This is a genomic window from Zobellia galactanivorans (genome assembly GCF_000973105.1).
GTDB classification, from domain to species: Bacteria; Bacteroidota; Bacteroidia; order Flavobacteriales; family Flavobacteriaceae; genus Zobellia; species Zobellia galactanivorans.
In genome coordinates this window covers 4,842,912-4,869,111 of record NC_015844.1, presented here as the reverse complement: position 1 = coordinate 4,869,111, position 26,200 = coordinate 4,842,912, and the positions used below count along the sequence as shown (strand labels likewise).

Below are 26,200 nucleotides of genomic sequence, written 5' to 3'. Positions count from 1 at the left end.
GGTTACAATTTCTATTTTATACTATCTATAGTAAAATTCCTTATTTGATACAGTGCACACAACTAAATGTTCCCTATAGTGCGATAAATGTTGTCAAAGTGCTTAAATTGTAGGTTTAAAACATATTTTATGAAGCATTTCGTCTATTTATTTAGCCTTCTAACGTTTACAGCCTGTAAAGAAAACAAACCGAAAGTGGAAGAAAACATAGAACAAAAAGCCAAAAGGATACATGAAAAGATAATTACGATAGATACGCATAACGATATCAATATCAATAACTTCAGTGATAGTATAAACTATACCCAACGACTAGATACCCAAATAAACCTGCCCAAGATGGACGAAGGAGGGTTAGATGTTACTTGGCTTATCGTTTACACAGGGCAAGACACGCTGAGTGATGAAGGCTTTGCCAAGGCCGAAGGGAATGCCATGTCAAAATTCGAGGCCATTCATCGACTTTGTGAGGAAATCGCCCCCGATCAAATTGAACTGGCCTTAAATTCGGATGACGTAAGACGAATCTATCAAGCCAAAAAGAAGGTGGCCATGATAGGCGTTGAGAATGCCTACCCTATGGGCGAAGATCTTTCCAACTTTAAAAAATACTTCGACCTTGGGGCGCGCTATATTTCATTATCGCATAATGGACATAGCCAATTCAGCGATTCCAATACGGGGGAAAAGGATAATGTGTGGCTTCATAATGGTTTAAGTGAACTGGGTCAAGAAGCTGTAAAAGAAATGAATAGACTTGGAATAATGATTGATGTGTCCCATCCTTCCAAGGAAGCCATGAAGCAGATGGTCGCCCTTTCAAAAGCGCCGATCATAGCTTCCCATTCTTCGGCAAGGGCCTTGTGCGATCATAGTAGAAACCTTGATGACGAGCAGCTCAAGTTGATGAAAGAAAACGGAGGGGTGGTACAAACGGTTGCCTTCAGTTCTTATTTGAACACCAAAAAAGACGAAGCCTATAATGCCTATATTAAAACAATTTTAGAGAAGGTGGCCGATTCCATGGGACTGGAATGGTATTCACGGGATCAATTCCCTTCTTTGACAGATGAACAGAAAGAGACCTTTATGGATAACTATCCCAAAGTCAAAAAAATCGGGATTTCCATGGTAGAGAAAATTCAGGGTGCCCCGAAAATGGTAGATGTTTCCGATTTTGTAGACCACATAGACTACATGGTCGATCTAATAGGAATCGACCATGTAGGTATCAGTTCCGACTTTGACGGCGGAGGGGGTATCAAAGGGTGGTCCGATGCTTCGGAAACCTTCAATGTTACGCTTGAACTCGTGAAACGCGGCTATACCGAGGAAGAGATTGCAAAACTATGGGGAGAGAACCTCTTACGTGTGCTTGACGAAGTTCAGGCCGTAGCCGCCGAACTACAGAAAACTTAGTCTTCCGATGCCAAACGGTCCCTAACGTATTCCACCTTTGTCTTCCCATGTGGGGCAGGTTTTCCGTCGGGGCCAAGGTTGACCATGATGATATTGTCAACGGTTACAATGGTTTCGCGAGTCATTTTATTGCGCACTTCACAATTTAATGTCAATGAAGTTTTTCCGAATTTTACGACTTCGATGCCTATTTCAATGATATCGCCCTTAACGGCAGTGCTCATAAAATTGATTTCCGACATATATTTGGTAACCACTTTTTTGTTCTCTAACTGAATAATGCTGTAAAGGGCAGCCTCTTCATCGATCCAAGCCAATACACGTCCCCCGAAAAGCGTTTCGTTGGCGTTTAAATCCCCGGGTTTTACCCACTTTCTACTGTGAAATCTCATGACATTAATTGTTTAAATATGTTGAATTTTTGTGTAAAATTAGAAAAGTATAAACTGTTAAAATAGTTTACCGTACGAATCTTCGAGCGATTTGGGGATATGGAGGTCTGTACCCCATTTTTTGTTCAATTTGTCAATAAATGAGGCTGATAATAAAGGGGATTCCACTTCCATATTTTGGTGAACGAAAAAATGGATGTTTTGTAGCCCTTGGCTTTTCCATTGGTCCAATCGTGCGATCCAATCGTTTAGCCGTTCGTAATCCGTAGGGTGGTTGGCCCCCACATACCGCACGAAGGCCTCATTGTTGGTCAAACGCATATGTAACATATCACGCCTGCCCGCAGTATCTACCAGAATATTGGCCATGTTGTTCTCTTCCAAGAGGTGGTAGAGTTCTTGGCTCACCTTTTCGTCGTTGAACCAGTCGGTATGCCTAAACTCTATGGCCAAAGGAAACTCCTTGGGCCAGTATTCAACAAAGCGCACTACCCTGTCCCAATTCTTAGGCCCGAAATTATCGTGCATCTGTAAAAATATGGTGCCTAATTTTTCCTTAAGATTGGCCGTAACCTCCAAATAGCGGTCTACTATAGGAAATGCGGCATCGTTCAATCGTCGCAAGTGACTGATGTCCCTTGAAATTTTAGGAAAAAACCTAAAATCTTCAGGGGTCTTGTCATACCATTTTTGATATTGTTCCGCGGGAAATATCCTGTAGAAGGTAGCATTGAGTTCTATACTGTTGAACTGTGAACTATAGTAAGCCAACTCGTCTTTCGTCCCCCTAGGATAAAAGTTCTTTAGTTCTTGTCGGTTCCATTTGGCGCATCCTACCGAAATGTTCAAGCGGTCCGTACCCTTGGTTCCGTTCAAGACAGCGGCGGTGTCAGGGTGGTCTTTGGGCAGGGTGAAATCGATGATTTCAGGATGGTCTACTTTTCCAAATTTCATTTTAAAAATGATTTAAAAAGCAATGTTATACTACAGGAAAAAAATAAACTTGGTCGAATCGGTCAAACCAAGGTCGGGTACGGTTCAGGACCAAACAAAAAAGCGGCTATCGAAGTAGCCGCTTTTGTACATATAGAAAAATTACTTCAAGGCCTTCTTTTTGATATAACCGGCAATGTTCTTGGCCAGCTTGGCATAGCATTCCGAAATTCGGTAGCCACTGTTGTAATCGTTACCCATGGCGCCGTATCCTTGAACATCCTTGTACGTTCCTTCCAACAAAATATTGCTAGGATTTGCGGTTTCATATACCGTTATGGTCGCATCGATTTCTGCATTTTTCCGAACTACGCCCACGTTGTAACCGGCATAAATCTTAGTGGAGTGGATTTTCATGGTGTAATCGGCAGCATCTTTGGATGCAACTACCTCCCCATCTTCAAAACGCTTGTTGAAAGACTCAATGAACTTCGGTTCATAGCGCTCTTCGCGATCGGCAAACCACGATTTTTTAAACTCCTCTCCCTTACCGGCCTCTTTTTCTTCCCGTTTAGCCATTTTATCGGCCAAGAAATCCTCTTCCGAATCATATTTCGGGATTTGGACATCACTGTAGTCGAATTCCAAGGTATAGGCCGAAATGTCCTTTAGGTTCTTGATGTCCCCCTTGTTTATTTTCATCTTTTGGGCATAGGTAGTTGCGGTAACTACCAATAATGCCAATACTAAATGTTTGCGCATCTCAATACTCGTTATTATGGTTAATGTTAATATTTCTTACAAGATACAAAGGTTTCAAAGATGTGCAAATTTTGTGGGAGCTTACCGATAATTATTAAAGTCCTTTGGTCTATAAAACTCCATGTCAAATCTTTTAATATGGCGCAACACCTGAGAGGTTATTTTAAGTAAGGTGTATTTTAAAATAAATAACAACGAACTAATTATAAGTTGTTTAATAGATTTACATAAAGTGATACATTAATTTTTAACATAGACCGTTTTCTTGTTTAAAAATTCTTTAATACCATGGGAAGACAGTTCTCTTCCGTATCCTGAAATCTTCACTCCGCCAAAGGGCAGCCTAGGGTCGCTTTTAACCAATTCGTTTACAAACACGGCTCCTTCATTAAACTTGCCGATCAGTTCTTTTACACGATTTTTATCCTTCGTAAAAATACTCACTCCGAGTCCGAATTCGGATCGATTGGAAAGTTCAACGGCTTCTGCATCAGATTGAAATGTAGTAATCCCTATAACAGGACCAAAGGTTTCCTCTTTAAAAACGGGCATATCGGCCGTGACCTCAGATAAAAGGGTCGGCTCAAAATAGGTTCCTTTTCTGTGGCCTCCTAAAATAATCTTGGCTCCCATTTCAACAGAACCCTTCACTTGTTGTTCAAGTTCTTGGGCCAAATCTTCACGGGCCATCACACCAATATAGGTTTGCTTGTCCATTGGGTCACCCGATTTGAGTTCTTTTACCTTATCGATAAACTTTTGGGTAAAGCTATCCACTATGGATTCGTTCACGAGAAGGCGTTTACCGGCAATACAACTTTGGCCCGTATTTTGAAATCTGGCATTTACGCATGTCGCTACACTTTGATCTAGATCGGCATCGTCAAAAATGATCAAGCCATTGCTTCCGCCCAGTTCCAAGACGGTCTTTTTTATATTGGCCCCGGCTATGGAGGCTACGGAAGCCCCGGCAGGCTTACTTCCCGTTAAGGTCACCGCCTGTACGATATCGTTCTCTATCACCGATTTGATTTGGTCACTATCCAATATCAAATTTTGAAAACATCCTTCGGGAAAACCGGCCTTCCCAAAGACCTCCTGGATCATTTCGGCCGATTGCATGACGTTAGAGGCATGTTTGAGCACGCCTACGTTACCGGCCATAAGATTGGGCGCGGCAAAGCGGAATACTTGCCAAAAAGGGTAGTTCCACGGCATTATGGCCAATATCACACCCAAAGGTTGGTATTTTACATAGCTGCTGGCCGCATCCGTTTCTATGATTTCATCCCTTAGTTGATGTTCTGCGTTCTCGGCGTAATATTCACATACCCAAGCGCATTTTTCTACTTCGGCAATGGATTGTGAAATCGGTTTTCCCATTTCTAGGGTAATCACCTCGGCGTATCGTTCTTTGTTCTGCCGCAATTGTTCCGCCGCTTTGTGCATTAGGCGCGATCGCTCTTCGAAGGAGGTCTCTTTCCATTCGAGGTAACATTGATGTGATACTTTAAGTTTTGATTCTAAATCGTTTTTGGTCAACTCATTAAACTCGTACAATTTCTTCCCGTTATAAGGGTTTATAGACTGTTTCATCTTCTTTGTTTTTTCCTGTAACCTTTATCCATATCATTGTTCAGGATACAAAATAACGCATAAACGGGCTGTTCATAACCTCGTTAAAAACTAATTTTGTCTTAAAAAGACCAGAGTGGCTTAATGTATATCTTTATAAAAAGCTACATCATGAGCGATCGATCCGATAGTCTATCCAGCATCCGTATTGAAATTTCATCCGCCAGAGTTACCGAGGGTATGAGCGAAAACGAGAGATTTCAAAACCTGACCCTAAGACCCATTATCAAGTTTCAGAATGACCTTTTTGTTGCGGTCTTTAAAAACTACATCAAAAAGCACAAAAACGCGTTTTACGACCTTTCCCTTGAAAGACGTTTTGACTACATTGAGAATGCGATCCAAAAAGATATTAAATTCCGGAATTCGTTAAAGGGCATGATCATAGGTCATTTTACCCTTAACGAGTACGAGATTTATACCCAAAACTCATCCGCATTGAACAAACGTATGATGAACATGGTCGTTGCTCGGCTGAAAGACCATATACAACTGTTCGAAGCCCCCGTTTTAGTCCAATAAGGACTCACCGTTCAAGTTGGTCGTAAGTACATCGCTCATATAGTCGAAAAAAGGACGTATGGCCTTATAGGCCACATCTATCTCATGGGCGAAGTTCGGCGACAAGACTTGCTTGTCGGTAAATTTTCTAACAAAAACGTATTGCTTTTTCTTAATGAGGTCGATATCGATATGGGCCTTATCAAAACCTTTGGGAGCCGTTTTTACTTCATCGCCCCCTAACTCGCCCCATATCTTTTTAAAACCTGGCTCGGCCATAATCTCGCGCATTTCCGAAGCATCTTGTTCAAATTCCTTTCGGATACGCAGTAGGTCTTCCTTGTTCGGTGCCCAAAATCCCGTAGCGACAAAAGACTCCCCGGGTTTTACGTGTAAGTAATAACCGCCACGGCGTTGAGGCCCTAAACGGGAAAAAGAACCTGCAAAATGGGTCTTATAGGGGGCTTTGTCCTTAGAAAAGCGAACGTCCCTGTAGATTCTGAACATCTTTACCTTTTCTATTTCATCATGAAGCCTAAGCTTGTTGCCTACCTCTTCGTAGAAAACCTTAACTCGGGCTTCATGGTTTTTGAACTCTTTTTTATTTTCGCTAAACCATTCGCGATTATTGTTCTTTTCGAGCCGGCTTAAAAAAATGAGCGTCTCTTTCGTAATTATGGGATCTAACATACGACCTAAATGTTGTTATTTTAGATAAAGTTAACCATTTAACGAAATCGGCTTTTAGATTTATGAGTAATTTAGCCCTTTCAGCAATTGTATATGAAACATACTTCGATCATTGACAAAATCAACAGGCATAAAAAACAGCCTAACCTACGTTATAAACTTAAAGAAAAGGTTGAAGAGTTTACCAACCTTCTTTTCTATACCCTTTTTGATATCGATACTCCGGTAGAGAAGAACCTTGATAAACTCGAGATTCTTTTTGATGAAGTAGTCGACCTTGCATGCTGGGACTCCAATAAACCTTGCAAAAAGATTTGGGAAAATTATGTAGAAAAACTCCCTAGTATACTGCAGCACCTTAATCTCGATGCAGAGGCTACGGTAAATTGCGACCCGGCCTCATTGTCGGTTGAAGAGGTCTATATGGCCTACCCAGGCTTTTATGCCATTGCTATTTATCGCTTGGCCCATGAACTCTATAGTGAAGGGTTTCCTTTGGTACCGCGCCTTATGACGGAATACGCACATCGGCAGACCGGGGTGGATATTAATCCAGGTGCCCAAATCGGAAACTCCTTTCATATTGATCATGGTACGGGTGTGGTCATCGGGGAAACCGCCATTATTAAAGACCACGTAAAAATATACCAAGGGGTGACTTTGGGCGGCTTGTATGTTGCCAAACATTTACAGAGTACCAAACGGCACCCTACCATTGAAAACAACGTTACCATATATGCGAACGCCACGATTCTAGGTGGTGAAACCGTAATCGGGGAAAACTCCATTATTGGAGGTAATGCCTGGTTGACCGCATCGGTACCACCCAATTCAACTGTTTTCCATACCCCAGAAATTAAAATAAAAACACTTCCGCATGTCTCATAGTATTTTAGACCTTATCGGTAATACGCCAATGGTTGAATCAAAGGTTTTGAACAAAAACCCGAACGTTAAGCTGTTCTTTAAACTGGAAGGAAATAATCCTGGTGGCAGCGTAAAGGATCGTGCTGCCCTTAATATGATCAAAAATGGACTCGAGCGGGGCGATTTCGGCAAAAACTCGAAGCTTATCGAAGCAACTAGTGGCAATACAGGTATTGCCCTGGCCATGATTGCCGGTATTTTCGGATTGGACATTGAACTTGTCATGTCGGAGAAAAGCACTATAGAACGGGTGAAGACCATGAGGGCCTACGGTGCCAAAGTAACCTTGACCCCGGCCGAAGTCGGTATAGAGGGTGCCCGTGATTATGCCGAGGCAAAAGTAAAGAATGAAGGCTATGTGATGATCGACCAGTTTGCCAATAATGACAATTGGAAAGCACATTACCAGAGTACGGGGCCTGAAATTTGGAAAGATACCCAAGGAAAAATAACACATTTTGTATCGGCCATGGGAACGACCGGTACCATTATGGGAACCTCTACTTATTTAAAGGAACAAAGCGAATCGGTTTCCATCGTAGGGGTACAACCTACCGATAACTCTAGTATACCCGGTATTCGTAAATGGCCTCAAGAGTACTTGCCAAAAATTTTCAATTCAAAAAAAATAGACCAGACCATAGAGGTAAGTGAAGACGATGCTCGGGAAATGGCCCGAAGGTTGGCCAAGGAAGAAGGTATATTGGCCGGTATGAGCAGCGGTGGAGCGGCGGCTGCGGCTTTGCGTTTGGCCGAAACCCTTGAAAGTGGGGTTATTGTTTCCATTGTCTGTGATCGGGGCGACCGCTACCTTTCTTCAGACTTGTTCGAATAGGGCTTTTAGTTCAATATTTTGTCCATTCCCTCCTTAAAGGTCTTGAAGTCCTGAAGATAATTGTGGCCTCCTTCCGCAATGGTCAAGAGTTCTTTATTCTTTCCAGGAATGGCTTCGTATAGCTTTTGGGCCGATTCATATGGGATGACCGAATCTTCTTTACCGTGAAAAATATAAATGGGACAGTCTATTTTTTTGACATATTCGTTTGAAGGAAACCGAAAATTCGAGAGCCAATCGATCGGTAAAAAAGGGAAGCGGTATTTTCCCAAGGCCACGGCGCTATAGAACGGGGATTCCAATATTAACTTTTTGGGTTCGTTCTTTGACGCAAGCCAGGTAGCTATACCAGTGCCAAATGAACGTCCGTATACCAGGATATCCTCTTCGTCGTACTTCTCACGGATATAGTCGTAAAACATCTGTGCATCGTCATAGAGGGCTTGTTCACTGACCTCCCCTGTACTTTTTCCATAAGTCCTATAGTCGACCAAAACCGATTCGTATCCTTTTCTAGAGAAGAGGTTGGCCACATGGGTAAGGTGTGAAATATTGCCCGAATTGCCGTGAAAATAAAGCACTATCCCTTTGGCTTCAGGTTGTTTGATGTGTACGGCGTTAAGCTTGGCCCCGTCATTGGCCGTAAGATAGAACTCCTCGAAATCTTGACAAAAATCGTAAGTGTGTGAAAGCGGCATTTTAGAGGGAAAGAACACGAGTCGCTCTTGGTAGGTATAAGCTAGAACAGCGATCAAGACATACAAAATTACAAGTATCAATCCCCATTTTTTCAATCTTCGCATGAAGTACTACGTTTGGTGAGTGTTATTTTTTTTTGGAAAATTACAAATAAGAAGGTAAAATCGCTAGATCCTATCACAACCAATTCTTCCTCTTAAAATAAATCATCATACCTATAAAAAGAGCGATCATGACGCCCCATACATAATAGTATCCATTTTCATAATGCAGTTCGGGCATATGGTCAAAATTCATACCATAGATGCCGGCAATAAAGGTCAAGGGGATAAAAATGGAGGCCATAATGGTCAGTACCTTCATCACCTCGTTCATTTTATTGCTCATATTGCTCATGTACATTTCCATAAGGCTCATCGACATTTCCCTATATATTTGAATACTTTCGTTTATTTCCAAAGAATGGTCAAGGGCATCGCGAAGAAAAACCTTGGTATCTTTGGTGATAAGTGGGTTTTCTGTATCGATCAAGCGACTGACCAGCTCTTTTACGGGAAAGATCCAACGCCGTATCCGCAACACCTCCTTTTTTATCATTTGGATTTCATGGGCGATTTCGGGAGTGGGATTGTCATAGACCACTTCTTCCAACTCCTCTATCTTATGGTTCAAATGTTCGAGAACTACAAAATAGTTGTCTACTATAGCATCGATTAAAGCAAAAAACAGATAATCGGCGCCTCGTGTTCTTATACGGCCCGATTTATTCTTGATACGATGCCTGACCCCTTTAAACACATCGTCATCCATTTCTTGAAATACGAGTACACAGCTTTCTAGCAAGACCATGGCGACATGTTCATAGACGATTTCCTGCTCATTATTGATATACAGCATTTTGAAAACCCCGAAAATATAATCCTCGTATTCATCGATTTTGGGCCGTTGATGGGTATCTACGATATCTTCCAATACCAAGGGATTGAGTCCGAAGCGTTTTCCTATTTTAGCGATAAAATCTTCATCACTGATTCCGACGATGTCGATCCATGAAATTTCGGGCAGTTCTTTATGGGCGACAATGGCATCGATATCTCCGGGAATGTGTTCGCTTAAGACATTCTCATTGTATTCCAAAATATTGACTACGCTGGTCCCTCCTTCCCTACGCCCCATATAGGTAATGGTACCCGGGGCTTTGCCCATTTTCTTCTGAAATTTGGATGCTTTTTTAGGAAGTATTTTTCCCAATCTTTTTCGTCTGGCCATAAACAGCGTAATTTTTATAAATATAGTAAGAAGTGGCCAACTAGATTTTCTGATCGGTAAAATGTAGCTCATGAAGTAGCAAACCTGAGCCTGGGGCCACATAAGTAAGCTTCATGGTAGTTTCGGGTCGTAAGGAATCTTGAATGTCGGCCATAGACAGCTCCCCCTTTCCCAGTTGGATCAAGGCCCCCATGATCATCCGTATTTGATAGCGCATAAAGCCTTCCCCTTTTACGTGTAAGGCATAGCTTTCCCTAGGAAAAAAATTGGCCTTTAAGACTTCGTTCGGTTTGAGTTCGCAAGAGATAATGGTGCGAAATGTGGTAGTGCCCTCTTGAAGGCGGGCGGTATAGGTCTTAAAATCGTGACTTCCCTCAAAAAGCTTGGCCGCCTTGATCATCACATCAATATCCAAGGGCTGTAATATATTGGCCAAAAAGGGCGCACAGAAGGGATGGTTTTTTTCACCGTGGGAAAAGAGATAAATGTATTCCTTTTGTTTTGCGTCTTGTATGATGTTAAACGCCTTATCCACCTCCTTAATGCTCAAGGCCCGGATATCGGGCGGTAAGTTCTCGTTAAAAAAGCTAAGGAATTCATTGAGGTTCCCAAGGCCCATATCATCTACGAATAGTTCAAAGGCCATATTCACGGCAGACACCTTTGCGTCGGTACGGCCTGCACCCAAAATCTTAAAAGAGCGGTCGGCCAAAACAAACTTTAGGGTTTTGGCCAGCATTCCCTCTATGGTTTTCTGTTTGGGTTGTTTTTGCCACCCACTATAGCGAAAACCAAGGTATTGAACACGTAGCAAATAGCAATAACGTTGTTTTTGCATGAATTTTCTCTTTAGGGCCAAGCTACTATTTTTTTTGTATTTTGTAGTGAATAAGCTTCTAAACCCAACCGATATGACTTCCCAAAGTAGAATAAAACCACCCGTGTGGTTTTGGATTGTAAGCGTTGTCGCCTTATTGTGGAATCTGATAGGTGCGGCCTCATACGTGGCCGATGCCTTTATGAGTGTTGAACAACTAAGCCAATTTACCCAAGAACAAAGATTGTTGTACGAATCGAGGCCGGGTTGGGTAACGGCTGCCTATGCCTTTGCCGTTTGGGCCGGAACCCTCGGCTGTATTGCGCTGCTTTTTAGAAAGAAATGGGCCCGTACCGCCTTTTTGGTTTCTTTGATAGGAGTGCTTGTGCAGAACATATATCAATTTTTCTTGAGCGATACCCTTCAAGTAATGGGTGAAGGCGCCTTGATTCTAGCCCTTATGGTGATTATCATAAGTATTGCTTTACTATTTTTTGCGAAATTTAGTTCTTCCAAAGCTTGGATCACCTAATATTGTCGGACTGAATCAGTTGAGTGGAATACAATGCTTTTTCAGTTCGGGTTTGATACCCTAGAGCAGGTAATTTGGGCTTTCACAAATAGCTCAACAAGGTATACTGTAGTTCAACGATTATTTTAAATAAACTGACAAAAAGGACGTTTTTTAGTCAGCTAAATCAATCCCTCACCCCTGGAAAACAACTTTTTATGAAGTTTATTTTAAAAATATTGCCTTGGAAAAAGACAATAAACGTGTCGATCGCGGTGATTGCACTTCTTATTATTTTTAGTTTTTATGGGCTTTATACCAATTCCTTTTATTTGTTAAAACCTAACAACTACATTTTCCCCCTATTGAGCTTGACCCATTTGACATTTTTATATGTGCTTTGGTTTAAAATCAAGGAAGATGAGCTGACAGACCCGCAAATGCGCAATATTGAATACATTCTTTACGTAGTTTTTGCCGTATACGTCTTTAAGACTTTTGAGTCTTTGTTTATCTTAACAAGCTATTCCGAATTTCAGAACCATATTATTCCTGCCAGTTTCTTTCCTTTAGGGATCCTTATTTTCTTGCTACACGTGGCTCTTTTGGGGCTTACCTTGCTAGCCATTAAATATAGAAAAGACCTGGTCGGGGATTATAAATTTGATGATATGAACCAACATATCGATTCTTGGGAATGATCTCATTTCTTTAAAACAATAAAACCCCGTTGAAAAGCGGGGTTTCTTTTTTTATAAGGCTTCCCCTATCTGGTAACGCTTCCTGAAGGAAAGCTACCATCTACATTCGTGGCGATTTCTTGGACTCCCATGGCATCAGCGGCCACCATGCCTACCAAAGGCTTCAAGGTAAACGGGGCGGTACTATTGTCTGGAAAAGGTTCGATGCTGATTACGGCGACCTTACCTCTTACATCGGTCGGAAAAACCAAGGGTGACGGGGCATTGACCAAAAGGTCTTCACCTGGAAAGTTCGGACCGGGGTTGCTTCCACTGAACGGGGCTTGCTCATCGGCCGCATCCGTTGCCGTAAAGGTTCCCGTAGTGACCGGAACACCGTCGATGACTACCCATCCTTCGTACTTCCAGCCTGCTTCAAGCTGTGGCAATTTTAGTCCGGCTACTGCGCTTCCCGAGCTGTTGTCCAAAAACCAGATTCCACTGTATTTTTCTTCATCGGCCCCTGTACCCGTTGGTGCCGCTATAATAAATTTTCCTTCGATATCATCAAAGGACGGAGCTACGGTACCTGTGCCCAAATTCGCGGTATCCCCGTTAAAATCACCTACGAAGATTTTAGTGTCGGCAGGGGCTGTCGATGGATCCGGATTCGGTTCTATGGATAATACAAAGCTTGTAGCGCTGTTCAATATTTCAGCTTCCATTTCAAATTCGGTAGCGGAAAGCTTTCCCGAGTCATCGACCGAAAACGTTCCTGTTGAAACAGGGGCACCGTTTACAATGACCCAACCTTCATATAGATAGTCATCTCCCAAATTCTCCAATCCGGTCAAATTCAGGTTTAAGGATGACGCCTCTGGTAACATCACCGTATCATCATCGTCATCACTACACGAAACTACCAATAGCCCGAAGAGCGCAATGAAGAGTCCTGTTTTAATTTTACAATTTTTCATTTTTTTTTAGTTTTTAGATTATGAGGCAAAATAAAGGGAGGAGTATAACAAGAGTATCACAGAAAGATAAACTTTCAATAACCGCTAAGTCCCACCAATGTTTATTACCTAGTGTTTAGGGCCCTAAGCCTGCATAAAGCGACTTATCCCATAAAAGTTTGTAAAGGAACGGTATAGCATTACGACCAAAGTGAAATATAGAATGAAATCCCCTGTACTTTCTCCCCAAAAGGTATGGCCCGTTAAATGAACATTGTTTAACAACCTGTTGATTATCAGTTTAAAATGCAATACGTGTAGCTAGTAGCCCTAGCCTTACCGTTTATCTGTTTTAAATGGGGTTGTGATGATTATGTGATACTTTTTGATTTCATTCGTAAGCTGTATGATGAAAGAAATATTGATAATAGAAGATGATCCAGAAATCATCAAGCTTTTGGAAATCCACCTTACGGACCTTATTTATAAGATATCGAAGGCCATGGATGGTGCGGAAGGACTGAAAATGGCCTTGGAAAACAACTATGACCTTATACTTTTGGATTTGACCCTTCCCAGTATGGATGGAGTTGAAATTTGCAAGAGTTTACGGGCCGAAAAGAACACGCCCATTATAATGCTTACGGCGAAGTCGGAAGAAATTGACCGTGTTCTAGGCTTAGAGATCGGGGCCGACGACTACATTACCAAACCCTTTAGTATACGGGAACTATTGGCCCGTATCAAGGCGGTAATGCGCCGCACGGATGTCCAAGAGGCCCAAACCGACAATACGGCTACCATTTCTTGTGAAGGACTTTCCATAGATATAGACAAAAGAAAGGTGCTTTTGAACGATACCAAGGTGGAACTTTCTCCCAAAGAATTTGAACTATTGGTCTTAATGGCCTCTAATCCGGGGCGTAACTACACCCGAACCCAATTATTGAATATGATTTGGGGCTATAATTTTGAAGGATACGAACATACGGTAAACTCACATATCAACCGATTACGGGCCAAGATAGAATCGGATATGGCCAATCCGGTGTATATATTAACGACTTGGGGCGTGGGCTATAAGTTTAATGAAGATATCACCTTATGAGTCAAAACGAAAAAACCTTGACGCCCAAGCTGATCAAAAAACTTTGGTTGGCCTTTGTACTCCTTGTTTTGTTGATGGGGTCTTCCTATATTTTTATCACGGGCTATTTTGCCAATAAATACAGCCAAGAAACCACACAACGCCTTAATGCCGACGTGGCCCATCATGTAATTGCGGAAAAATTTAAGGATGCCTCCCCCTTTCTTGAAGACGGCAGCGTAAACAAGCCCTTATTCGGTGACCTGATGCACGATATGATGGCCGTTAACCAAAGTATCGAGGTCTATTTGTTGAATGAAAGCGGCGATGTTCTGTATTCTGTCGTTTTAGACCATGGGGACAAAAGTTCCATAAAAACGGTTTCCTTGGCCCCTATTCAATCGTTCATCAAAAATAAAGGGGAACGTTTTGTTTTGGGCGATGATCCTAGAAACCCCGGGGAACAAAAGATTTTTTCGGCGGCCCCCTACTCCGTCGACGGTCGTAACGGATATATGTATATCGTGCTGGCCGGAAAGAAATTTCAAGAAATTAGCGATAACCTTATGGGGCAGTACTTTGCCAAACTGGGTATCGGGGCTACCTTTCTTACCATGCTCTTTTCGTTGGTCATCGGCCTTATGGCCATTTGGTTTTTGACCAAGAACCTAAGGTTGATTACACAGACCGTACGCAAATTTCACGATGGCGACCTTGAAGCGCGAATTGCCGATCCCCAAGATTCGGATATTGAGGTGTTCGCTAAATCGTTCAATGAAATGGCCGATAGTATTGTTGGCAATATGGATAAAATGAAATCGGTAGACCACTTGCGCAGGGAACTCATTGCCAATGTATCGCATGACCTTAGAACGCCCTTGGCCATTCTAAAAGGATATATAGAGACCTTACAGATAAAGAACGACACCCTTTCTGAAGAACAAAAAAAAGAGTATCTACAGATTACACATGATAATGTGGATAAGCTTTCGAATTTGGTAAACCAACTCTTTGAATATTCAAAACTGGAAGCGGAACAGGTTACCCCTGTAAAAGAACCCTTTTCCATAACCGAACTCTCCCACGACCTGATCGCCAAATTCAGGGTGCTTGCCGAACAAAAGCAAATAGAACTTCAATTGGATAATCCCCAAGAGAACTGTATGGTCTTTGCCGATGTAAGCCTTGTGGAAAGGGCCTTGCAGAACCTAATAGAGAATGCCCTAAAATATACCCAAGCCAATGGTAAGGTGACCTTATCCTTACAGAAAAAAGGAAAAAACGTAGAGATAAACATTACCGATACCGGAACAGGCATACCCGTGAACGAGCAACCCTTTATATTCGACCGCTATAAGCAGGTGGATAAAAGTGCCAAAAAACACGGCGTCGGACTAGGTCTGGCCATAGTCAAAAAGATAATGGACCTACATGATACTACCATTACCGTTTTAAGCAAACCCAAGGAAGGGAGTTCATTTATCTTCAACCTACCGGCCTACCAAATATAGAAAAAGGCCTAGAGCTTATAGAACTTAGGCCTTTTTTAGTATGATCTTGTCTCGGATTGATCTTTATTGGGAAATTACGCCCAAATCGCCCCCATCGGTAGCTTTTCCCTTTAAGGGAGAATCTGCACTTAAGGTATATGATGATTCATCGGAGAATTTAGGGTCTAGGTCCCATTGGTTTTCTACGAAGTATTCCTGGTCTCCCGTTACCACGAGTTTCTCGGAATTGCTCAAGGCGTTATTCCGGACTTTTACAATAGGTTCACCAACTACCAAGTGCATTTGAATCGCCTTACTGTCCCTAAAAATATTGTTTTTGATATCGATTTCCTGCACACCGTAAAGGGAGATGGCCGACTTGTATTTATTTTTCTTGCCGAACCCGACCTTATCGAATACATTGTGGTCGACTTCTAGAAAAGGCCCGAAGGTACTTTCGTCCTTACCGCCTCTATACAACCGCAATGCCGCGCCTTGTAGTTCGCTAATGATATTGTTCTTCATGATGAAGTACTCTACATTATAGGCCCCTATGTCATCGGTTTCGGTGTCTAGTGCAGTAATGCTTCCCGTAATTTTTCTGAAGGTCGAATTTTTGATACTGATGGTATCGGCAAAAGTGCCCTTTGAAACCCTTAACACATCAAAAGAATGGTTGACGACCATATCTTTAAACTCACATTTATCAATAAACAACTTATAGTTTTCTATCATCGAGTTTTTACTGGTGCTTATAACGGAATTACCTGCGTAATCCGGGGATTTCGCCCCGTCAAAGCTTATGTTCTCCAAAGACAGGCTTCCTCCATCTTGGATCTCAAAGGCCATCATTCTTTCAAAGAAGATCTTAGCCTTTTCTTTACCCTCCGTTTTAAAGGAAAGGGGATGGTTTATTTTCACGGCCTTGGTCAACAAATAGGTGCCGCCTTCTTCCAAAAGCATGATATCACCTGCTTCGGACTTCTTTACTTCATCATATAAAGTGTTGATCCCCGCTTTTACCTTGATCGTTTTACCAGAATTCAATGCAACGGTTTTATCTTCCTTGGAATACCAAGTTACCCCTGTATTTTCCTTGGTGGCGATATTCGGACTTATGGTTACCTTATGCTTTATTTTTTTTGAGGTAGGAATCAAGAAGCCCTGCCCGTTTTTTACCAATTGAATGTCGGCGTTTACAAAGCCTTTTTCAATAGTGGTTTCAGAATTCTTCCCGAGGATATTGTTTTTAAAGCTAATTCCGCTAATATCATCGTTAATGGTGAAGATATCTTTCTTGGTATCGTTATAAATGATATTCCTTGAAAATTCGGAAGTTTGGGGAGCTTGACTCCTTTCTTCATCGCTACCCGCGCCAAAAAGGATATTTTCACAATTTACAAAAGTGTTGTTGTTTACTTTTGAGTCGATTACCGGAACGTAGCGGTTTGGCGGGGAATTGGGTACGCCGTTCATCATAACGAAAGCCCCTCGAAAACGATATCCGGTTAATCCTATATGGTAATTGTTAATGACCGTCTGGCTTTCGTTAATTACCCTAACCCCTCCTGTACTCGGCTTACCGTTACCAATAAAGACATTGCCGTCAACCAAGGTTTCATTACCATGACGCATGGTTAAGGTTCCCGTACACTCAAAGAAGGTATTGTATTTAAAAGTGTTCTGGCAAGACTTGTTCGAGATGATCTCATGTTCGCCATTGCATCGGTCAAAGTAATTGGATTCTACCAAGGTGTTGGAATTTTCCATGGCATGATGGCTCGTCCCAATTCGTAAGGTTTCGCCACCATTATTTCCATAAGTGGGGCGTGGCCCGAAATAATTGTGGTCTATTTTATGGTTGTTCGCCCTGCTACCTTCTGTGTCGAGGCCGACGATCATGGTGACTCCCAAATTCTTTTTCCCTACGATATGGTTGTGGTCAATACGGTTGTTTTTACCATAGATGGTTATCCAGTAATCCTGTACCTGACGCTCGGGGTTGTTGAAGTTGTCAATAACACATTCGGTCAAGCGGCTATGATTGGCCATTTTCTCCCGGTCCTTCCTAAAGGAAATCACTGCATTGGTCGGTGTATGGCCATTTTTAAAGATCAGACCTTTTACAATCAAATGATTCCCGGCCATCCTTAGGTTCGATTCGCCTTCCAAGGTCACCTTTCCTTTTTCTTCTACCGTAAGGGTAATGGGCTTTTCTGCCGTCCCTTCTGCTTCAAACAGAAGTTCGGAGTCTTTCCATATACCATTGGCAAGAACAATACTATCGCCCGGTTGTACCGTTCGGAGCGCTTCATTAAACTCGGCTACGTTCTTGACCGTATTTTTTTGTTGGGCCGTTACAAACGAGAAGGTACCGAGAAGAAAAATAAAGGAAAAAAAATTGTGTAAGTGTCTCATAGTTCTAAATTGGTTAACCAGTTTGGTTTACCAAAAATACATATTATTACAGAACCGACAAATATTTAACACAAAATCGGTGTTTAATATATAAAACGGGTCCCTTAAATCATATCACCCCAATAGAAGGGGGGTTACTTTCCGCAGTATCACTGGGCTTCTGGGGCGCTTCCACTTCCAAGCGTCGCTTCTTTGAACCATACCTCGGCATAGCTTCCATTTGCATATTGCTTGGCAATGTCACCATCGTAAACGTCGGCCCCTGTACTCCATACCAGATTATCCTCTGGGGATTTTCCGTTGGTTTGGTTGTAGGCTCCTAGCTTAAAGTATTGTATTTCCCCGGCATAGGCATTTTCACGTTCGATACCGTCACGACCTATTGAAGCATACAGCGTCTTTATCTGTTGAGGAATATCGGACTTCTTGGTAAAATTGGATTTTAATAGGTTTTTGGTGAATTTAATGGTCTTGTGGCCTTCACTAGAAAAAGTGAGGTACATGATACCTTCATAAACGTTGATTTCATAACTAAACTCCTCCCCCAAGGCTATACCGTCTTCCGGTTCTTCGGGGTATGAGGTAGCCGTTGGGCCAACGACCGACATATCGTATCCCCAAACTGCCGTGGAGTAATCCCATCGCTTTGAATTATCACCCTTGGTGTTAATCTCGTAATTCCAAAAAACGGAGCCTTTTGTATGGCCTGGAAATTTTTTGTAAAAGATTTTTATCGGTTCGTTTTCGTGTCCTTCATCGCTGTGAATTTGGCCGACCACGACAGAGTATGACGCGGCAACCCTAGCATCGCCCGAAGTGGAGACGTGTTGAACCTTTAAGGTTGCATTCAACTTCCCTCCTGTTTCGGGAATCCAGTGTTTTTTCTGCCCTAATTCCGTTCTGGTATTACTTGAGGTCCTTGAGGTAATGCCCGAGTTCGGTGTTTTGAATACTACCCAATCTGTTTCATTTTCATGTTCAACATAAAAAAAGTCATCCTTCGCATAATTCACAAGGTCTTCTTTATGGGTGCCATCGCCTAAGAGAATTTTCCATTCATCCATTTGAGGGATAAGCTCACTTGGGTATTTAGTGGTGTTTTTCATTGCAACGGCCGATTCCGATGCACTGTCCGTAGTGGCCTTAGGTTTGTCTTTACAGGCGAAAAGGACGAATACGGTAACTGTAGCTAATACTGTTTTTTTCATTTTTAGGTTGTATGGTTTAATACATCAATTTGAGTGGGAGGTTTTCTTCAACAATCAGCTCCCCTGAATTTGTTATTTCATTGTCGGAATGCATATTGTTCTTTGCTCCCCAAAGGCGGGCCACATACTTCACTTGGTTGTCTCGGAATTTGTTTCCGGAAAGGTTTACGTTTATAATACCATAGGTGTTGAGTAAAATTTCGCTTTCTTCCTTTGCCCCGCACTGAGTGAAGCTGCTGTTGGTCACGACCAGATTGCCTCCCACGGTCGATTCGTCGTAGCCCCCTCGGTAATAATCGATTACGTTTTTGCCAACGCCTTTAAAACGGCAATTGTCAATATATATGTTTTCGGCATTGTATTCGCCTTTGTCGTCGGTCTCTTCCGACAGCTCCAGACCATTGGCACAATCGGTAATTACGGTAGATTTCAGTTGAATGTATTCGGAGAAGGAATATTTGTAGGCCTTGAGCACATAGTCAAAACCCGATATTTCAGAATCTACGACCGTTAAGTTATAGAGACTGGACATATTGTTTTTCAAACTGGCAAATGCATATTGGGCTTTTTCTCCTTTAAGGATAAGCCCTTTTAGGGTCAGTTGTCCTTTGGGGTTCATTTCAAATGCCGGGGTCTTTGCGGCACCGTTGTAATGAATGATAGCCTTCTTATGGATATCGGCCGACTGTAGGGTCAAGTGTTTATCGATTTTCAACGGGGTTTTAAGCTTGTATTTGCTAGCAGTCAAACGTATGGTATCCCCCTGTTTTGCTTTTTGCACCGCACTGATCAATTGGGAGGTTGAACGTACGGAATAGGTTTTGACTACATCCTTTTTATCGGAATTTAAAGGAAACCAATCCGGACCGTATTGGGAGATGTCTATAAGATTCGGCTTTTGGGTCGGGGCTTTAACAATGGCACCGACCGCGTTTTGTTCCGCCCTGGAGTTCCCAAAAAGGTCGGTCGTAATCTGATCAAATTCAAAACCTTTGTATAGCGCTGAACCCGACAGGTCATTTGCAGGAATCAGGACATTTTCTTCTAATTCGGAAAGGGAAAAATCTTTGGTTTCCACCCCTGGAAGCTTTCGGAATGAAAGTCCTTGATTATTTATGAGGTTGTTTCTAAAGCGTATTCCATCTAAGGAATCGTGGGCAACCACAGGCTGTTTATCTCCCTTGTCACTATAGATAAGGTTATTTGCCACTATCGTTCGAATCGGGCGCTCCGACCTGATTTCCGAGGCGGGAAGAATGTCTTTTTGATCCACATTGGAACCGACCCCGAACTGCAAAGGCGAGGTGCAATTGACCCATGTGTTGTGGACCACTACCACATCCGTAACCTGTATATATCTATTGAGGGGTGATTTTGGAATACCGTTCATAACGGCAAGTGGACTCCTAAAGGTTTTTCCTTTTAGGTTATAGAAATAATTGTTGGTAACCCAATGACCTGTTCCGATCAACCTAACGCCGCCGATCTGTTCGGAATTTGTATCTCCTATAAAATAGTTACCGTCTATGATACAGTAATTGCCGTGTCTTGTTACCAATGAGCCCTCGCTTTTATAAAAGACATTGTTCCTGAACTCATTAAAATTTGATTTGCTTGAAATGACTTCCACCTCTCCATTGCACCTATCGAAGAAATTATGCGCTACCAAGGTGTGGCTCGGGGTCATGGAAGTATAACTGTTCCCTAGTTGTATGGTTTCGGCACTAGGCCCGCCTTTTGGGGGTCTTGGGCCAAAATAGTTGTTGTTGATTTTGTGGTAATTCTTTATGTTCTGGTTTCCGGCCAAATCAATTCTGACCGTGGGGCCTCTATTGGACTTTCCGGCGATGTAGCAATGATCCAACTGGTTATGCCTTCCCTTGAACAATACCCAAAGGTCGGTCTCGTTTCTTTGGGCCTTATTGAAATCTAAGATGACGGAATTGGTAATTCGGGAGTGATTGGCCACTGTATCTTCGTTAATGGCAAATTCAATGACCGCGTTAGAAGGCGATGCACCATTGATGAAGTACAAACCGTTGACAACAAGGTATTCCCCGCCTAATTTTAGGTCCGATTTTCCGCCAATAAAGACTTTGCCAGGTGTTTCCGCCTTGAGGGTTATGGGCTGCCCTTCCTTTCCATATCCCAAAAATCGGATTTGAACATCGTTCCAATCTCCATTGGCCATGATAATTTCGTCTCCAGGATTTGCCTGATCTATGGCTTCATTCAATTCTGTGCTATTCTTTACGTAAATCCCTTTATCGTTTGGGTTTTCGATAAAGGAAAACAAGGAAAGAACCACACTTAGTACTAATAAACTGGCTTTTGTCATGTTACTTACTGATAGGATTTGTTTTGTCATTTTGTTATGCCGATTGACTCCGAACCAAGGTCGAGTACAAATGAACGGCACGAAAAGCGTTGACGTAGTGACTTAATTCGGACATTGTGGTTTCTCATACATTGAAACCGTAAAGTGCAAAGACTAAGATAACTCGTACGAATCGCCTTAATTGGTTTACCAAACTGGTTTACCAAATATAGTCGTTTTATTATTTAAAACAAATTGTTTCGCCCTTAACCGTCTTAACGCGCCTATTTTTTTCATCATTATCCTATGAACGAAAGGAACAACTTAAGCTTTTATAAAGGTAATAAGACGTTCATCCAAGAGAGATAACACTTGGTCTAAACTTCAAAATATTTTGCCAAACCGATAGTTCTTTAAGTCTAACTTAAAATTCCCCGCTATGAAGTTTAAAGATTTCTTTTTAATCTGTCTTTCCCTAGTAATTTTTAACGCCTGTTCGGATGACGATGTACAAATTGATGCGCCTGACGAAGACACAGGGCAGCCTCAGGAGGAAGTGCCAAATGGAGAGGAAGAAGGGTCGGGAAACACTGCTCCCGCCGAATTCAGTCTTGCAGGTTTGGAAGACGGTACATCGGATGTAGACTTACACCCGGTTTTAAGCTGGACCGCCGCTACCGATTCGGATGGCGACGAGGTTACCTATACCCTACTCTTGGATACCAATGAATCTCCCGAAACCATATTGGCGGAAAACCTAACAGCGACCGAGTTCACCATAGCCGAAGGTTTAGATCGAGATAAAGTATACTATTGGAAAGTAATCGCTAGCGATGGCAAGGGTGGTGAAACGGAGAGTAGCGAGACTTTTAGCTTTAGCACCAAAGGATTTTCATTTGCCGATTCGGCCTTAACTGCCAATGTAGGCTTCGGAGCAAGAAGAAACCATAGTATTACCGAGTTCGATGGAAAATTATGGATGATAGGCGGCAGGGACGATACCACTTCATATGATGATATCTGGTCATCGACAGATGGTGAAACATGGCAATTGGAAGCAGAAGATCCTTTTGGTTTTTTTAACAAAAGCAATCATACAGCGGTTGTCTTTAAAAACAAGTTGTGGGTAATTGCTGGAGGATTCAGTGATGTTTGGTCATCTACTAACGGAAAAGACTGGACCAAGGAAACTACCAATCCCGGATTTGGGTCTCGAGAAGGTCATTCTACTGTAGTCTACGATGGTAAACTTTGGGTCATAGGTGGTACCAAGGTCTCAGACCAAATGAACGATGTTTGGTATTCCGAAAATGGAATTAATTGGGTACAAGCTGCCGAAAGCACGCAATTCTCTCCACGTACCGACCATACCACCGTAGTTTTTGATGGAAAAATGTATTTAATAGGCGGAACTTCCGTTGAAGATTCATCCCCTATATTTTATAATGATATCTATACTTCTACGGACGGTGTTAATTGGACGGAAGTCGATACGGATTCTGTATTTGAATTACGGGCCAATCATACCTCCCTTGTTACCGGTAATAGGATGTGGGTCATTGGAGGTTGGCAGGCGATCGTAAACCAAAGTACTTTTCATCAAGACATTACAACCTTCGCCGATGTATGGTATTCCGATAATGGAACCCATTGGAACAAACTAACGACCAGTGCCTCCTACGGGGCCAGAATGGGGCATGCTTCGGTAATATTTAATGATAAAATACTTATTTCGGGAGGTCTTAAAATTAATCAAGAAGACAATACAAGGGCCCACAACAGTGATGTTTGGATGATTGAATAAACCTGTCATATACGCATAAAAAAAGCCCTTTCGTTAAGAGAGGGCTTTTTGTTTTTTAAGACTGTAAGCTGCTACAGCTTATCGATATAGCTTCCGTAAAGGTCTTTAAACTGGTAACCTTCCGAAAATCGGTTTTTACTCAATTTATTGTGTGATACGAGTCCCCATAAGATCAATTCCTTTAAGAAATATACATCCGCCTTGGGAAAATCGGGTTGATGTTCCTTTATCAATTGGTTCAATTCTGGAATGGCATCCAAACTACGTTTGTATTCCTCATCGGTAAACTCATCTAAAAGCTCAAAGCCTTCCCCTTGAAAGAACCAGCTTAGAAGTCCGTCATACGGCGTTTGGGCATCCTTTCTTTCCAATTTGTTAATGGCGGGAAAATATTTGGGAAACAAACGTTTTACGGCATCGTCGATCAGTATTTCGGCAACGCCATCGGCACCTTCTTGCTCCCCTTCATAGACCAGTTCGATCTTTCCGGTAATAGCGGGAATGATTCCCATAAAATCGCTCAAGCGCACCATGGTACTTTCCGCATCGGTCAATAGGGCCCTTCTTTCGGCAGTGCTCAAAAGGTTTTCAAAAGCGGTAATACTCGTACGGGCACTTACCCCGCTCTTGGCATCTACATATTCGCTCTCCCTGGCCTCAAAAATCACTTGCTCTAACAAGTCCTTGGCAATATCGGGAACGTAGACGGAATTTGTTTGACGTTCATCTAGACGGGCTTCTTGTTCCGTAATTTTTCTCGCCGTTTCAATATCGTCGGGATAATGGGTCAAGATCTGTGAGCCGATCCTATCTTTCAAAGGGGTTACAATGCTTCCCCTGTTGGTATAATCCTCGGGGTTTGCCGTAAACACAAATTGAATATCTAGGGGCAATCGCAGTTTAAATCCACGAATTTGTATATCACCCTCCTCTAAAATATTGAATAAAGACACCTGAATCCTAGCCTGAAGGTCGGGTAGTTCGTTGATTACGAAGATACAACGGTTGGCCCGGGGGATCATTCCAAAATGGATCACCCTGTCATCGGCATAAGATAATTTAAGGTTTGCCGCCTTTATGGGGTCGACATCACCTATCAAATCGGCCACGGTAACATCGGGTGTCGCCAATTTTTCGGCAAAACGCTCATCCCTGTGCAGCCAAGAAATTGGGGTATCAACCCCTTTTTCCTTGATAAGCTCCATGGCATATCTAGACATAGGCTTTGTAGGGTCGTCATTGATTTCTGAACCTTCCACTACGGGAATGTATTCATCCAATAAATTCACCATTAGGTGGGCCAAACGGGTTTTTGCCTGTCCGCGCAACCCAAGTAAATTGATGTTGTGACGAGACAGAATGGCCCTTTCCAATTCGGGAATCACCGAATCTTCATAACCCCAAACTCCCGTAAAGGTCTCTTCTCCTTTCTTTATTTTTTCGATAAGGTTGTCCCGCAACTCATCTTTGATACTCTTGGTCTGGTACCCGGCAGCTTTTAGCTGGCCTAGGGTATTTATATTTTTATAATCTAATTTCATATATCGCAATCGCTTTTCTAGTCAATATCGTTTCAAAATGAAGCTTCAGCTTTCCCTAAATCCCTAATTTTTATTTTAGCCGTTTTCTTCTGTTGTTTTCATAATCCTCAAAAATCATTTCCCCCAATCCTTTTAATCCCGTAAAGAAGGCCTTGCCCTTGTTCGCCTCGGTAAAATGCCGGATAAATTGCATTAAATAGGCATCTTGGGCAATCATAAATGTGGTAATGGGAATATGCAGTTTTCTGGCCTGCCGTGCCATATTGTAGCATTTCTCGACAATGTAATCATCTAAACCGACACTATTTTTATAGTAAGTACCGTCAGGAAGCCTTAGACAACTGGGTTTTCCATCGGTGATCATAAAAATCTGCTTATTGGTATTCCGTTTACGCCGTAAGATATCCATGGCCAATTGGAGTCCCGCTACCGTATTGGTATGATAGGGTCCGACTTTTAGGTAGGGAAGGTCTTTAATGGGTATGGGCCAGGCATCGTTGCCAAAAACCAGAATGTCCAGGGTATCCTTGGGATAGCGGGTCGTAATCAATTCTGCCAGCGCCATCGCCACTTTTTTAGCGGGTGTAATACGGTCTTCCCCGTATAGAATCATACTATGGCTGATGTCTATCATCAGCACCGTACTCATCTGGGCCTTATGTTGGGTGTCTTCTACGACCAGGTCTTCCTCATTGAGTTGAAAACTGCCAATACCATGGTTGATTTGTGCATTTTTCAAGCTTTCGGTCATGGAAATATGCTCTAAGCCATCGCCATAACGGTATTCCCTGAAATCTCCGGTATGCTCATCGCCTTGTCCCGATTTTCCCGTTTTATGATTTCCCGAGCCGCTGCGCTTAATTTTTCCGAAAATTTGGTCCAAAGCCCTTTGTCGGATCAGGCGTTCCATTTTGGCGGTAATGGAAATATTTCCCTTTCCACCGTTTTCATCGCCCTCATCCCCTTCTCCATCGGAAGGATCATCGTCAAATTCCTCCTGAATGTATCCTTTTGCCTTTAACTCCTCTATGAAATCATCGATCGTATATTCATCATCGGTCAGTTCATACTCCTTGTCCAATTCACGCAGCCAATCTATAGCCTCGTCAAAATCACCCGAAGTATGGGTAATGAGCTCTTGAAAAATATCAAAAAGTTTTTCAAAGGGAGTTTGTTCCGGTGCTTCATAGGTTGAAAACCGGAACCCTTTTCTCGTGTTCATAGCCATAACATAAAATTACTTAATAAAACCGTCAACACCTCCCTTTTTAGGAAATGTTAACGGTTACGGACTATTAGCACATACAAA

At 42.3% G+C, this 26,200-nt stretch carries 23 protein-coding genes; 9 read left to right on the top strand and 14 right to left on the bottom strand.

Annotated elements, in window-relative coordinates; translation table 11 throughout:
- The first annotated feature begins 129 nt into the window (after nt 1-129).
- On the top strand, nt 130-1,419 hold the full coding sequence (locus ZOBGAL_RS19545; RefSeq protein ID WP_046287608.1) for a dipeptidase: 1,290 nt from the start codon (nt 130-132) through the stop codon (nt 1,417-1,419).
- Here the strand turns inward: ZOBGAL_RS19545 and ZOBGAL_RS19540 are convergent.
- From ZOBGAL_RS19540 to ZOBGAL_RS19525, 4 genes are all read right to left on the bottom strand, one after another.
- Nucleotides 1,416-1,811, bottom strand: coding sequence for an acyl-CoA thioesterase (locus tag ZOBGAL_RS19540; protein ID WP_013995472.1), 396 nt, complete (start codon nt 1,809-1,811; stop codon nt 1,416-1,418). The genes ZOBGAL_RS19545 and ZOBGAL_RS19540 overlap by 4 nt on opposite strands.
- A 57-nt stretch (nt 1,812-1,868) precedes the next feature.
- Complete coding sequence (locus ZOBGAL_RS19535) at nt 1,869-2,765, bottom strand: DUF72 domain-containing protein (RefSeq protein ID WP_013995471.1); 897 nt, start codon at nt 2,763-2,765, stop codon at nt 1,869-1,871.
- Nucleotides 2,766-2,906: 141 nt separating this feature from the next.
- Nucleotides 2,907-3,506: a hypothetical protein gene (locus ZOBGAL_RS19530; protein ID WP_013995469.1), complete on the bottom strand. Its 600-nt coding sequence runs from the start codon at nt 3,504-3,506 to the stop codon at nt 2,907-2,909.
- 240 nt (nt 3,507-3,746) lie between these two features.
- Complete coding sequence (locus ZOBGAL_RS19525; RefSeq protein WP_013995468.1) at nt 3,747-5,102, bottom strand: NAD-dependent succinate-semialdehyde dehydrogenase; 1,356 nt, start codon at nt 5,100-5,102, stop codon at nt 3,747-3,749.
- A 150-nt stretch (nt 5,103-5,252) separates the two neighbouring features.
- On the opposite strand from ZOBGAL_RS19525, the gene ZOBGAL_RS19520 reads away from it, so the two are divergent.
- Nucleotides 5,253-5,663 (top strand): hypothetical protein, encoded by a 411-nt coding sequence (locus ZOBGAL_RS19520; protein ID WP_046288094.1) that lies wholly within the window; start codon nt 5,253-5,255, stop codon nt 5,661-5,663.
- Here the strand turns inward: ZOBGAL_RS19520 and ZOBGAL_RS19515 are convergent.
- Nucleotides 5,652-6,332, bottom strand: coding sequence for a DUF2461 domain-containing protein (locus ZOBGAL_RS19515; protein WP_013995466.1), 681 nt, complete (start codon nt 6,330-6,332; stop codon nt 5,652-5,654). The genes ZOBGAL_RS19520 and ZOBGAL_RS19515 overlap by 12 nt on opposite strands.
- Nucleotides 6,333-6,425: 93 nt before the next feature.
- Here ZOBGAL_RS19515 and epsC point away from each other — a divergent pair, with 93 nt between their 5' ends.
- Both epsC and cysM read left to right on the top strand, forming a co-directional pair.
- Nucleotides 6,426-7,220 carry a serine O-acetyltransferase EpsC gene (epsC, locus tag ZOBGAL_RS19510; RefSeq protein ID WP_013995465.1) on the top strand — a complete coding sequence of 265 codons (795 nt, stop codon included), beginning with the start codon at nt 6,426-6,428 and terminating at the stop codon, nt 7,218-7,220.
- Nucleotides 7,210-8,094 (top strand): cysteine synthase CysM, encoded by an 885-nt coding sequence (gene cysM, locus ZOBGAL_RS19505; protein WP_013995464.1) that lies wholly within the window; start codon nt 7,210-7,212, stop codon nt 8,092-8,094. The genes epsC and cysM overlap by 11 nt, the downstream gene beginning before the upstream one ends.
- A gap of 5 nt (nt 8,095-8,099) precedes the next feature.
- Here cysM and ZOBGAL_RS19500 read toward each other — a convergent pair whose 3' ends face one another.
- The 3 genes from ZOBGAL_RS19500 to truA all read right to left on the bottom strand — a co-directional run bounded on the left by ZOBGAL_RS19500 (nt 8,100) and on the right by truA (nt 10,900).
- Nucleotides 8,100-8,897: an alpha/beta hydrolase gene (locus tag ZOBGAL_RS19500; RefSeq protein WP_013995463.1), complete on the bottom strand. Its 798-nt coding sequence runs from the start codon at nt 8,895-8,897 to the stop codon at nt 8,100-8,102.
- Between the two features lie 73 nt (nt 8,898-8,970).
- Entirely contained in the window at nt 8,971-10,062 is a 1,092-nt protein-coding gene (gene corA / locus ZOBGAL_RS19495) for a magnesium/cobalt transporter CorA (protein ID WP_013995462.1), read from the bottom strand.
- Between the two features lie 40 nt (nt 10,063-10,102).
- Nucleotides 10,103-10,900 (bottom strand): tRNA pseudouridine(38-40) synthase TruA, encoded by a 798-nt coding sequence (gene truA, locus ZOBGAL_RS19490; RefSeq protein ID WP_013995461.1) that lies wholly within the window; start codon nt 10,898-10,900, stop codon nt 10,103-10,105.
- A gap of 73 nt (nt 10,901-10,973) precedes the next feature.
- On the opposite strand from truA, the gene ZOBGAL_RS19485 reads away from it, so the two are divergent.
- Both ZOBGAL_RS19485 and ZOBGAL_RS19480 read left to right on the top strand, forming a co-directional pair.
- Nucleotides 10,974-11,411 carry a hypothetical protein gene (locus tag ZOBGAL_RS19485; RefSeq protein ID WP_046288093.1) on the top strand — a complete coding sequence of 146 codons (438 nt, stop codon included), beginning with the start codon at nt 10,974-10,976 and terminating at the stop codon, nt 11,409-11,411.
- Nucleotides 11,412-11,608: 197 nt separating this feature from the next.
- Nucleotides 11,609-12,091, top strand: coding sequence for a hypothetical protein (locus tag ZOBGAL_RS19480; protein ID WP_013995459.1), 483 nt, complete (start codon nt 11,609-11,611; stop codon nt 12,089-12,091).
- Between the two features lie 65 nt (nt 12,092-12,156).
- Here the strand turns inward: ZOBGAL_RS19480 and ZOBGAL_RS19475 are convergent, their stop codons facing one another.
- Nucleotides 12,157-13,047, bottom strand: coding sequence for an anti-sigma factor (locus ZOBGAL_RS19475; protein WP_013995458.1), 891 nt, complete (start codon nt 13,045-13,047; stop codon nt 12,157-12,159).
- Between the two features lie 388 nt (nt 13,048-13,435).
- Here ZOBGAL_RS19475 and ZOBGAL_RS19470 point away from each other — a divergent pair, with 388 nt between their 5' ends.
- The gene (locus ZOBGAL_RS19470) at nt 13,436-14,134 is read left to right on the top strand and encodes a response regulator transcription factor (protein ID WP_046288092.1); all 699 of its coding nucleotides are present in this window, start codon (nt 13,436-13,438) and stop codon (nt 14,132-14,134) included.
- Nucleotides 14,131-15,624, top strand: coding sequence for a sensor histidine kinase (locus ZOBGAL_RS19465; RefSeq protein ID WP_013995456.1), 1,494 nt, complete (start codon nt 14,131-14,133; stop codon nt 15,622-15,624). The genes ZOBGAL_RS19470 and ZOBGAL_RS19465 overlap by 4 nt, the downstream gene beginning before the upstream one ends.
- Nucleotides 15,625-15,687: 63 nt before the next feature.
- Here ZOBGAL_RS19465 and ZOBGAL_RS19460 read toward each other — a convergent pair whose 3' ends face one another.
- From ZOBGAL_RS19460 to ZOBGAL_RS19450, 3 genes are all read right to left on the bottom strand, one after another.
- Nucleotides 15,688-18,021, bottom strand: coding sequence for a chondroitinase-B domain-containing protein (locus tag ZOBGAL_RS19460; RefSeq protein ID WP_013995455.1), 2,334 nt, complete (start codon nt 18,019-18,021; stop codon nt 15,688-15,690).
- A 149-nt stretch (nt 18,022-18,170) separates the two neighbouring features.
- Nucleotides 18,171-19,229, bottom strand: coding sequence for a polysaccharide lyase family 7 protein (locus ZOBGAL_RS19455; RefSeq protein ID WP_013995454.1), 1,059 nt, complete (start codon nt 19,227-19,229; stop codon nt 18,171-18,173).
- 16 nt (nt 19,230-19,245) lie between these two features.
- Complete coding sequence (locus ZOBGAL_RS19450; RefSeq protein WP_046288091.1) at nt 19,246-21,567, bottom strand: chondroitinase-B domain-containing protein; 2,322 nt, start codon at nt 21,565-21,567, stop codon at nt 19,246-19,248.
- 418 nt (nt 21,568-21,985) lie between these two features.
- Here ZOBGAL_RS19450 and ZOBGAL_RS19445 point away from each other — a divergent pair, with 418 nt between their 5' ends.
- Nucleotides 21,986-23,350: a Kelch repeat-containing protein gene (locus ZOBGAL_RS19445; protein ID WP_013995452.1), complete on the top strand. Its 1,365-nt coding sequence runs from the start codon at nt 21,986-21,988 to the stop codon at nt 23,348-23,350.
- 71 nt (nt 23,351-23,421) lie between these two features.
- Here ZOBGAL_RS19445 and ZOBGAL_RS19440 read toward each other — a convergent pair whose 3' ends face one another.
- Both ZOBGAL_RS19440 and ZOBGAL_RS19435 read right to left on the bottom strand, forming a co-directional pair.
- A complete protein-coding gene (locus tag ZOBGAL_RS19440; RefSeq protein ID WP_013995451.1) occupies nt 23,422-24,891 on the bottom strand; it encodes a magnesium chelatase in 1,470 nt (489 codons plus the stop codon).
- Nucleotides 24,892-24,961: 70 nt separating this feature from the next.
- Nucleotides 24,962-26,119, bottom strand: coding sequence for a vWA domain-containing protein (locus tag ZOBGAL_RS19435; protein WP_013995450.1), 1,158 nt, complete (start codon nt 26,117-26,119; stop codon nt 24,962-24,964).
- Between the last annotated feature and the right edge of the window lie 81 nt (nt 26,120-26,200).

What these genes read in the sequence shown, in the direction of transcription:
- ZOBGAL_RS19545 (WP_046287608.1), top strand. Translation starts at nt 130, where the DNA reads ATGAAGCATTTCGTCTATTTATTTAGCCTTCTAACGTTTACAGCCTGT.
- corA (WP_013995462.1), bottom strand. Translation starts at nt 10,062, where the DNA reads ATGGCCAGACGAAAAAGATTGGGAAAAATACTTCCTAAAAAAGCATCC.
- ZOBGAL_RS19445 (WP_013995452.1), top strand. Translation starts at nt 21,986, where the DNA reads ATGAAGTTTAAAGATTTCTTTTTAATCTGTCTTTCCCTAGTAATTTTT.
- ZOBGAL_RS19440 (WP_013995451.1), bottom strand. Translation starts at nt 24,891, where the DNA reads ATGAAATTAGATTATAAAAATATAAATACCCTAGGCCAGCTAAAAGCT.
- ZOBGAL_RS19450 (WP_046288091.1), bottom strand. Translation starts at nt 21,567, where the DNA reads ATGACAAAAGCCAGTTTATTAGTACTAAGTGTGGTTCTTTCCTTGTTT.
- ZOBGAL_RS19500 (WP_013995463.1), bottom strand. Translation starts at nt 8,897, where the DNA reads ATGCGAAGATTGAAAAAATGGGGATTGATACTTGTAATTTTGTATGTC.
- ZOBGAL_RS19465 (WP_013995456.1), top strand. Translation starts at nt 14,131, where the DNA reads ATGAGTCAAAACGAAAAAACCTTGACGCCCAAGCTGATCAAAAAACTT.
- ZOBGAL_RS19485 (WP_046288093.1), top strand. Translation starts at nt 10,974, where the DNA reads ATGACTTCCCAAAGTAGAATAAAACCACCCGTGTGGTTTTGGATTGTA.
- ZOBGAL_RS19460 (WP_013995455.1), bottom strand. Translation starts at nt 18,021, where the DNA reads ATGAGACACTTACACAATTTTTTTTCCTTTATTTTTCTTCTCGGTACC.
- ZOBGAL_RS19520 (WP_046288094.1), top strand. Translation starts at nt 5,253, where the DNA reads ATGAGCGATCGATCCGATAGTCTATCCAGCATCCGTATTGAAATTTCA.
- ZOBGAL_RS19515 (WP_013995466.1), bottom strand. Translation starts at nt 6,332, where the DNA reads ATGTTAGATCCCATAATTACGAAAGAGACGCTCATTTTTTTAAGCCGG.
- ZOBGAL_RS19525 (WP_013995468.1), bottom strand. Translation starts at nt 5,102, where the DNA reads ATGAAACAGTCTATAAACCCTTATAACGGGAAGAAATTGTACGAGTTT.
- ZOBGAL_RS19480 (WP_013995459.1), top strand. Translation starts at nt 11,609, where the DNA reads ATGAAGTTTATTTTAAAAATATTGCCTTGGAAAAAGACAATAAACGTG.
- truA (WP_013995461.1), bottom strand. Translation starts at nt 10,900, where the DNA reads ATGCAAAAACAACGTTATTGCTATTTGCTACGTGTTCAATACCTTGGT.
- ZOBGAL_RS19470 (WP_046288092.1), top strand. Translation starts at nt 13,436, where the DNA reads ATGAAAGAAATATTGATAATAGAAGATGATCCAGAAATCATCAAGCTT.
- epsC (WP_013995465.1), top strand. Translation starts at nt 6,426, where the DNA reads ATGAAACATACTTCGATCATTGACAAAATCAACAGGCATAAAAAACAG.
- ZOBGAL_RS19540 (WP_013995472.1), bottom strand. Translation starts at nt 1,811, where the DNA reads ATGAGATTTCACAGTAGAAAGTGGGTAAAACCCGGGGATTTAAACGCC.
- cysM (WP_013995464.1), top strand. Translation starts at nt 7,210, where the DNA reads ATGTCTCATAGTATTTTAGACCTTATCGGTAATACGCCAATGGTTGAA.
- ZOBGAL_RS19455 (WP_013995454.1), bottom strand. Translation starts at nt 19,229, where the DNA reads ATGAAAAAAACAGTATTAGCTACAGTTACCGTATTCGTCCTTTTCGCC.
- ZOBGAL_RS19530 (WP_013995469.1), bottom strand. Translation starts at nt 3,506, where the DNA reads ATGCGCAAACATTTAGTATTGGCATTATTGGTAGTTACCGCAACTACC.
- ZOBGAL_RS19435 (WP_013995450.1), bottom strand. Translation starts at nt 26,119, where the DNA reads ATGGCTATGAACACGAGAAAAGGGTTCCGGTTTTCAACCTATGAAGCA.
- ZOBGAL_RS19535 (WP_013995471.1), bottom strand. Translation starts at nt 2,765, where the DNA reads ATGAAATTTGGAAAAGTAGACCATCCTGAAATCATCGATTTCACCCTG.
- ZOBGAL_RS19475 (WP_013995458.1), bottom strand. Translation starts at nt 13,047, where the DNA reads ATGAAAAATTGTAAAATTAAAACAGGACTCTTCATTGCGCTCTTCGGG.